General features: G+C 69.7%; 6 protein-coding genes. 5 read left to right on the top strand and 1 reads right to left on the bottom strand.

What is annotated here, in order from left to right:
- Positions 1-132 precede the first annotated feature (132 nt).
- The 3 genes from ABZS58_RS36225 to ABZS58_RS36215 all read left to right on the top strand — a co-directional run bounded on the left by ABZS58_RS36225 (position 133) and on the right by ABZS58_RS36215 (position 3027).
- A complete protein-coding gene (locus tag ABZS58_RS36225; RefSeq protein ID WP_354787787.1) occupies positions 133-1554 on the top strand; it encodes a recombinase family protein in 1422 nt (473 codons plus the stop codon).
- 225 nt (positions 1555-1779) lie between these two features.
- Complete coding sequence (locus tag ABZS58_RS36220; RefSeq protein WP_354787786.1) at positions 1780-2760, top strand: pirin family protein; 981 nt, start codon at positions 1780-1782, stop codon at positions 2758-2760.
- Positions 2761-3027 carry a GNAT family N-acetyltransferase gene (locus ABZS58_RS36215; protein WP_354787785.1) on the top strand — a complete coding sequence of 89 codons (267 nt, stop codon included), beginning with the start codon at positions 2761-2763 and terminating at the stop codon, positions 3025-3027. It abuts the gene before it with no gap.
- Here the strand turns inward: ABZS58_RS36215 and ABZS58_RS36210 are convergent.
- A complete protein-coding gene (locus tag ABZS58_RS36210) occupies positions 3020-3874 on the bottom strand; it encodes a hypothetical protein (RefSeq protein WP_354787783.1) in 855 nt (284 codons plus the stop codon). The two genes, ABZS58_RS36215 and ABZS58_RS36210, sit on opposite strands and share 8 nt — an antisense overlap.
- A gap of 197 nt (positions 3875-4071) precedes the next feature.
- On the opposite strand from ABZS58_RS36210, the gene ABZS58_RS36205 reads away from it, so the two are divergent.
- The gene (locus ABZS58_RS36205) at positions 4072-4644 is read left to right on the top strand and encodes a TetR/AcrR family transcriptional regulator (RefSeq protein WP_354787782.1); all 573 of its coding nucleotides are present in this window, start codon (positions 4072-4074) and stop codon (positions 4642-4644) included.
- A gap of 80 nt (positions 4645-4724) precedes the next feature.
- Entirely contained in the window at positions 4725-6203 is a 1479-nt protein-coding gene (locus ABZS58_RS36200) for an MFS transporter (RefSeq protein ID WP_354787781.1), read from the top strand.
- Positions 6204-6322 lie beyond the last annotated feature (119 nt).

Genomic DNA, 6322 nt, shown 5'->3' with positions numbered 1-6322 from the left:
CCGATGGCTCCACGTCCATCTCCAGCACCGTCCGCTATGTGTGCAAAGTCCGTGTCGCGCCGCTACGTGCGATCGAACTTGGTGAGATCACCTCACTGCATCAGCCGACTCTCGCGAGCCGACCCACTGGACATGATTCCGGTCGTCACCGACCTGCTCAACCGTGGCGTGACGATCATCTCGATCACTGAGGGCGAATTTCGGCGCGGCAATGTCATGGACCTGATCCACCTGATCATGCGCCTTGACGCCTCTTACAACGAGTCGAGGAACAAGAGCATCGCGGTTCGCTCGGCGAAGGCTGCCGCACGCGAACTCGGCGGCTACCTGTCTGGCAAGCCGCCCTATGGGTTTGCTCTCGTCCCCGAGTCGCGCAAGAATGCCGAAGGCCGCCCGATCGTCGTGCAGACGCTCGTTCGCCGCGACGATGAGGCCGGGGTGATTCGTCGTGTAGTCGCCCGCATCCTCGACGTCGCCGCACCTGCCACTATGACCGGAGTCGCGGCCGAACTGAACGAATGTGGCGTGCCGACGCGCGGAGCGACCATAGGCAAGATGACGGCCAACAGCGCCTGGGGGCCTCGAACGCTGACGCGCATCCTGAGTGATCCGCGTATCGCAGGCTTCGCAGCCGAGGTCGTCTACTGCGACCGGCCGCGCCCCGACGGTCGCAAGAGCGCGAGCGTTGCAGGCTATCGAATTGTCTGCGACGACGACGGTGCCCCTGTCGAGGCGTATCCGTCCATCATCGACCCCGAAACCTGGTTCGAACTCCAGTCCTACCTCTCCGGCCGCCCGGCCCAGGCCGCGCCCCTGGGCCCGCCCAGGTTCGCGCTGCTGTCTGCCCTGGGCCTCCTGTACTGCGAGTGCGGATCGCCGATGAAGTCACACCGCCACACCCAGCGAGGTTTCCGCTCGGCGTATCGATGCAGCCGCGCCCGCGGCGTAAACCGTCCCGGGGCGCACCAGGGCGATTGCACGGTCTCGCAAGGCGCTCTCAACGACTACGTGGCCCGACGAATCTTCGCCCTCATGGCCACGGCCGCAAACGACCCCGAGACCCTTGGTGTCATTTCCGAGGCGACCCGCCTTTTTGCATTTGCCGTCGCTGACCCCGCCGCGGCCGGCCGGCGTGGCGCCATCGCGGTCGAACTCGACGACGCACGACGTACGCTCGACCGGCTCTACGACGACCGCGCAAAGGGCGGCTATTCGGGTCAGGCAGGTCAGCGGCGTTTTCTGGACGCCGAAGTGGACCTCTCCCACCGAGTCGACAAGCTGGCTGCCCGGCTCACGGAACTGGACGCCGTCGCAACTCCGGCCCTGCCGATCCGGCAATGGCTCGGGGAGCCCGGCGAGGATCCGGTCGGTCCTGACTCATGGTGGGTCGGCGCGACGATGTCCGAGCGGCGCGCCCTCGTGACGCTTTTCGTCCGGCGTATCACGATCGTGAAGTCGCCCACGCGCGGCCGCGCGACGCCTGTCGAGGCCCGCACGACCATCGAATGGGTGCGCCCCGTCGCCACGACGCATGAGCTCGCAACGCACCCCTGACGCTGGTCTTGCCCGTTCCCGGGCTCGCCCGATGTGGGGCCGGTGTTCACGAGACCGCCTCGCCGGGCACGTCCGTCCGTCGCGCCGCGGGAGATGCCCGCTGGCTCCGCAACGCCAGCGCTGGTGAGGAGCAGGACCGCCGGCGGCATGTAGTTGACTTGCGGAATACTTATCTAGCAAGTACCGTTGACGCAGGCGACAACAGCTCAACCTTGGAGGCATCACATGCCCGCCGTCACCGTCGAAAACGTCATCGCGCTTCCGCGCGTATCCACGCCTGACCCGATCACGACGGCGCCTCGTCCGGTGATCTCGGTTACCACCGCGCCGCAGGGCTTCGAGGGTGAAGGATTCCCCGTGCGTCGTGCCTTCGCCGGGGTTGACCTGCGGAAGCTGGACCCATTCATCCACATGGACCAGATGGGTGAGGTGCTGTATCAAGCAGGCGAGCCGAAGGGCACCCCGTGGCACCCGCACCGGGGGTTCGAGACCGTCACGTACATCATCGACGGCGAGTTCGTGCACAGTGATTCCAACGGTGGTGGCGGCGTCATCCGTGACGGCGACACCCAGTGGATGACCGCCGGCTCCGGCCTGCTGCACATCGAGACCCCGCCCGAGCACCTCGTCGTCAGCGGCGGGCTCTTCCACGGCTTCCAGCTGTGGGTCAACCTGCCGAGGGCCGACAAGTTCGCCGCACCGCGCTACCAGGACATCCGCGGCGGCCAGGTCGCGCTGCTCAGCTCGCCCGACGGCGGCTCGCTGCTGCGGATCATCGCCGGTGAGCTCGACGGCCACGCCGGCCCCGGCAACACCTACACGCCGATCACCATGATCCACGCGACGATCTCACCCGGGGCGTCGCTCACCCTGCCGTGGCGCAAGGACTTCAACGCCCTCGCGTACACCCTGGCGGGGAAGGGCACCGCGGGCACCAAGGGCCGGCCGGTCGAGCTGGGCCAGCTCGCGGTCTTCGGCGAGGGCGACAGCATCACCGTCACCGCCGACGCCCGGCAGGACCCGCGGCACCCCACGATGGACGTGCTGTTCCTCGGCGGAAAGCCCATCCGGGAGCCGGTCGTGGCGTATGGTCCGTTCGTCATGAACACCAAGGCCGAGGTCGTGCAGGCGTTCGAGGACTACCAGGCCGGCCGGCTCGGCAGCATCCCCGCGGCGCACGCCGACGTTCGGGGAGAGGCGTCCTGAGTGGACATCGACGTCGTCGACGACCCGTCGCAGCACCGGTTCGAGCTGCGGGTCGACGGTGCGCACGCGGGTGCGGCCTACTACCGGCTGCAGCCGGGTGAGATCGTCTTCACCCACACCGAGGTCGACAAGGCCTTCGAGGGCCAGGGCCTGGGCAGCAAGCTCGCCGCGGGGGCCCTGGCACAAGCGAAGCAACGGGACCTGAAGATCGTGCCCCAGTGTCCCTTCATCGCCGCCTACCTGAAGCGGCACCCGGAGCTCAGCTGATGGGCTGCAGCCCGATCGGGTTCGGATGGCGCAGCATCCGCGACGTCTGGGCCGCGATCGGGTGCAGCAGCTCCGCACAGCGCGCCGTGGCCGTGGTCCCGAGGACCCGCCACGGCGTCGCGGCGAGTGCGTCGGTCGTCCGTTCGACGCGGGTGTACGCCTCCCGTGCCCGGCCGGTCGCACGGCCTTCCGCGTCCAACCAGTCCCGGCCGCGGAGCCGGTCGATCGCCGCGGCCCACTCCTCGTCGGTCCAGCCCCTGGCCGGCTGGTAGAACTCCCGGCCGGCACCGTCGAGCAGCGCCACCCGCCACACGTTGCTCTCCGCCCCGTCGAGCCCCTCGACGAGCAGTGCCGCCACGTGGCCGTCGCCGCGGTGCTCGCGCAGCGTGGTCGCCGCCTGCCACAGCACCGCCGCCGGGTCCTCCGCCGTGTCCTGCGGCAAGGGCAGCGTCGCGTTCGCCGCGCCCAGCACCCGGCCGTGCAGGTCAACCGCCTCCGCCGCGGCCCGCAACAGGCTTGCGGCTTCGGTCAGGTCGCCCTCCACCTTGCGCAGGACCCGCCGGGCGCCGTCCAGCCGTGCGTCGAGCGCCGCCGCGGGGGTGATCCGGGTCCACACGTCCGGCAGCGCGCGGGTCACCATCCGCGGCGCGAAGCCGTAGAACGCCGCGAGCACCGGACCCGCCGGCACCGCGCCGAGCGGGGCGCTGCGGCCGGCGAAGTACCCGCGCCAGAACCCGCGCAGGCCCGCCTCCTCGAACGCGCCGAGGGCGTCGTCGGCGAAGTAGGTGATCGCATGGACCGGCTCGAACAGGCTCCACATGCGGCGTTCGGTCGACAACTCTGTCATGGACCTGACGGTACAAGTACCGGCCGGGCGCGTCACCTTCCATTCCCGGTCCGGCTGTGACGTCGTTCACGAGGGTGAGGTGTACGGAACCGTTTCGTACTCTCGGCGGCCGGGAGTAGGGTTTCGATACGAAACGGTTCCGTACACCTGCGATCCAGGACTTGCGGAATCCGGCCTTCACGATCTAGGAAGTGGTCATGTCTCCCACGCCGAAGCCCGGCCGCCGCGAAGCGATCTGCGAAGCGGTCTTCGAGTTGCTCGGCGAGGTCGGATACGACCGTATGTCGATGGACGCCGTGGCGGCGCGGGCCCGCGCCAGCAAGGCCACCATCTACCGGGGCTGGCCGAACAAGCCCGACCTGGTGATGGACGCCTTCGAGCACCGGTTCGGCGGCCCGTATGAGCCGCAGGACACCGGCACGCTGCGCGGCGACCTGATGGCGCTGCTCACCGCGGCCTGCGAAATGGCGAACAGTCCCGACGGCGACGTCATGACCGGTCTGCTGACCGCGGCCACCCGCAACCCGGAGCTGGCCGAGACGTTCCACCGCTGTGTGTACGAGGCGAAGCGCTCCGCGTACGACACCATCGTGCGCCGCGCGGTCGACCGCGGCGAACTGCCCGCCGGCACCAGCGCCGAGCTGCTGCAGGAGATCCTGCACGCCATGGTGCTCAACCGGACCATGTGGCACGAGGGGCCGCTCGACACCGCGTTCGCGACGCGGGTCGTCGACCGGGTGCTGCTGCCCGTCCTGCGCCAGCCTGCCTGACTTCTCCGTTCTTCGTTCTTTTGTCGAAGGCCCACCTTTGGTGCGGCCGCGATCAACCATGCCTTGGGAGGCATCCGCACATGGCAGTCCAATCGGGGGAAACGGCGACCGTCGACCCCAAACGCTGGCTCGCGCTCTCGGTCATCGCCGTCGCCCAGCTCATGGTGGTGCTCGACGCCACCGTAGTGAACATCGCCCTGCCCTCGGCGCAGGAGGCCCTGCACATCTCCACCGCCGACCGGCAGTGGATCGTCACCGCGTACACCCTGGCCTTCGGCGGCCTGCTGCTGCTCGGCGGCCGGATCGCCGACTTCTTCGGGCGCCGCCGCACGTTCCTCGTCGGCCTCCTCGGCTTCGCCGGCGCGTCCGCCCTCGGCGGTGCCGCGGTCAACGCCGAGACGCTCTACGCCGCCCGTGGCCTGCAGGGTGCCTTCGGCGCGCTCCTCGCGCCGGCCGCCCTGTCCCTGATCACGGTCACCTTCACCGAGGCGAAGGAGCGCGCCAAGGCGTTCGGCGTCTTCGGCGCGATCTCCGGCGGTGGCGCGGCGATCGGGCTCATCTCGGGCGGCCTGCTCACCCAGTACGCCAACTGGCGCTGGACCCTCCTGGTCAACATCCCCATCGCGATCATCGCCTTCGTCGCCGCGCTGCCCGTCGTGCGGGAGAGCAAGGCCAGCGGCGACACCCGCTACGACATCCCCGGTGCCGTCCTGGCCACCGTCGGTCAGGTCGCGCTGGTGTACGGCTTCACGAAGGCCGCGACCGACGGCTGGAGCAGCGGCGTCACCATCGGCTGGCTCGCCGCCGCCGGCGTGCTCCTCGCCGCGTTCATCGTGTGGGAGTCCCGGGCCAAGCACCCGCTGCTGCCGCTGCGCGTCCTGTGGGACCGCAACCGCGGCACCTCGTTCATCGTCTCGATCCTGGTCGGCGCGGGCATGCTCGGCATGTTCCTGTTCATGACCTTCTACCTGCAGCAGACGATGGGCTACTCGGCCCTCAAGAGCGGCGTCGCCTACCTGCCGTTCTCCGCGGGCATCATCGTCGCGGCCACCCTCGCGGCCCGCTTCCTGCCCCGCGTCGGACCCCGGGTCATCATGTCGATCGGCGGCGTCCTCGGCACCGCGGCGATGATCTGGCTGACCCGCCTCGACCTGCAGTCCGACTACGTCGTGGACATCCTGCCCGCGTTCATCGCGATGAGCGTCGGCATGGGCCTCGTCTTCGTGCCGCTGAGCAGCGTCGCCCTCACCGGCGTCGCCAACCACGACGCGGGCGTCGCGAGCGCGCTGGTCAACACCACCCAGCAGGTCGGCGGTTCGCTCGGCACGGCCCTGCTCAACACCATCTTCACCACGGCCGTGACCGGCTACCTCACCACGCACGCGGCGTCGCCGCTCGGCCAGGCGGAGGCGGCGATCCACGGGTACAACGTCGCCTTCACCGCCAGCGCCGTCCTGCTGGGCGTCGCGGCGCTCCTGGTGATCCTCTTCATCCGCCGCACGCCGGCCGATGTCGCCAGCACCTCCGACCAGTCGCAGGTGCCTGTCCTCGTGCATTGAGGTTTCCGGTCGTGCCCGGGTCCCCGCGCCGCTCGCCGGTGGCGGGGACCCTTGCCGGAGCGGCGCTGTCCGGGGCTTTCGGTCCGCGGGTTGGGCCGGTGGGGCGGTGCTGTCCGGGG

The sequence above is a fragment of the Dactylosporangium sp. NPDC005555 genome (assembly GCF_040605635.1).
Taxonomy (GTDB): Bacteria; Actinomycetota; Actinomycetes; order Mycobacteriales; family Micromonosporaceae; genus Dactylosporangium.
The sequence above is the reverse complement of the archived record's forward strand: the minus strand, read 5'-3'. Positions and strand labels throughout refer to the sequence as shown.

Coding starts and splice junctions, on each gene's coding strand:
- ABZS58_RS36225 (WP_354787787.1), top strand. CDS start 133: ATGATTCCGGTCGTCACCGACCTGCTCAACCGTGGCGTGACGATCATC.
- ABZS58_RS36220 (WP_354787786.1), top strand. CDS start 1,780: ATGCCCGCCGTCACCGTCGAAAACGTCATCGCGCTTCCGCGCGTATCC.
- ABZS58_RS36210 (WP_354787783.1), bottom strand. CDS start 3,874: ATGACAGAGTTGTCGACCGAACGCCGCATGTGGAGCCTGTTCGAGCCG.
- ABZS58_RS36205 (WP_354787782.1), top strand. CDS start 4,072: ATGTCTCCCACGCCGAAGCCCGGCCGCCGCGAAGCGATCTGCGAAGCG.
- ABZS58_RS36200 (WP_354787781.1), top strand. CDS start 4,725: ATGGCAGTCCAATCGGGGGAAACGGCGACCGTCGACCCCAAACGCTGG.